Here is a 1,350-nt window from a genome sequence, read left to right on the forward strand (position 1 = left end):
CTGCTCCCGCCTCTGCACGGTCCCACGCAGCCGCCTGCCGCTATGGCGTCCGGCGCACACCGATGCGCAGGCGGGACGCCCTCGCGGCGGGCGGCTGCGGAGGAGGTGGACACGCGCGCGAGCAAGACGCCAGACGCGTGCGCGAGACGCCAGGCGCATCAGCGGCTGCACGGACTGGCGAGTGTCGTGGCCGGCGATCCTTCCCGAGTGGGCGACGGTAGGCATTCCGCAACCGCCCTCAGGCCACGCGGCGCGGCCCCCGGCCGAGTGACTCCTGAAGTCTCATCGCCTCGCGGATGAGGGGCACGATCCGGCCACGCCGGTAGTCCTCCCATTGCCATCTCCTGAAGATGTTGCCCAGCGCTTCGATCTCGTTCTGGCGATTCTTCTCATTGCGTAGCTTCCGGCGGACGCCCGCCTCGCCGTCGTCGATCCCGTACTTCCCCGACCCGTCCGCCTCACCGACGAGTCCCCATTCCTTCCAGTACATGTCGACGAAGGTCCGCGACCCGTCCGGGAGGACGAACTCGTGCTGGAGCCGGGGCATGGGGAGGCCAGCGCGGGTGATGGCGACCCGGCTCAGTGACTCGAGCACCGAGTGGGCACCCGGGTCCGCGAATGCCACCACCGCGCGGGCCCGCGCGATGCCGACTCTCCCGGCGGCGGCGTCGAGTTCGGCCGCCAGTTCGGCCCTGGTGCACAGAGAGTGACGCAGGGCCTGGTCGGCAGCGCAGACAGCACCGGTGAACGGGCTCGTCCGCGCCACGTCGACGATCGTCCGCGCCGGAGTCGTGACCGGGATGCCATCGAGTTCCGTCACGGCGTCACCGAGATCCAGACTGTGGCAGATCGCGCTCTCGCCCCGCCTGCTCCCGCTGCCCGGCCGGTGCCTGGTCGTGGTGACCCGCCGGGTGTCCAGATCCTGGGCGGGCAGACCGTGCAGCACGAGCGCGGAAGTATGCGACATCACCGTGCCGGGGCTGATGAACCTCGCAGAGGCGCGCGAGCGCATCTCGAGGATGGCTTCGGCCTCGTCGGGACCGGTGGGCAGGTCGGCGGCGGGCACGTAGACACCGTGACGGAGACGGTAGAGCTGTCCGGTGCGCTCTGCGTGCTCCCGCGCTCGGCGGCTGTAACCCCGGGCGAGTAGTTCGGACGAGGTGATGACGGGTGGGCGAGGTCGGTCTGTGCTCATGGACACGCAGTATCGGCCCCGCCGGCCCGGCTTCTGCGGCGTCGGACCGCGTGATCCGTCCCGGCTGTGGAGGGGGCGCGGGGTGTGGAGACCGTTGCCGCAACTGCAGGGCCGGGCTGAGCGACTGCAGGGCCGGGCTGAGCGACTGCGGGGCC

1 protein-coding gene is annotated in these 1,350 nt (G+C 71.2%); it reads right to left on the bottom strand.

Features of this window, described 5'->3' with window-relative positions; all coding sequences use genetic code 11:
- Positions 1 to 238 precede the first annotated feature (238 nt).
- Positions 239 to 1,195 (bottom strand): hypothetical protein, encoded by a 957-nt coding sequence (locus G6021_RS13850; protein ID WP_179523196.1) that lies wholly within the window; start codon positions 1,193 to 1,195, stop codon positions 239 to 241.
- Positions 1,196 to 1,350: the final 155 nt, after the last annotated feature.

Source organism: Dietzia sp. CW19 (assembly GCF_014145265.1).
GTDB classification, from domain to species: domain Bacteria; phylum Actinomycetota; class Actinomycetes; order Mycobacteriales; family Mycobacteriaceae; genus Dietzia; species Dietzia natronolimnaea.

Excerpts from the sequence above, each read along its gene's own strand:
- G6021_RS13850 (WP_179523196.1), bottom strand. The coding sequence starts at position 1,195 with ATGAGCACAGACCGACCTCGCCCACCCGTCATCACCTCGTCCGAACTA.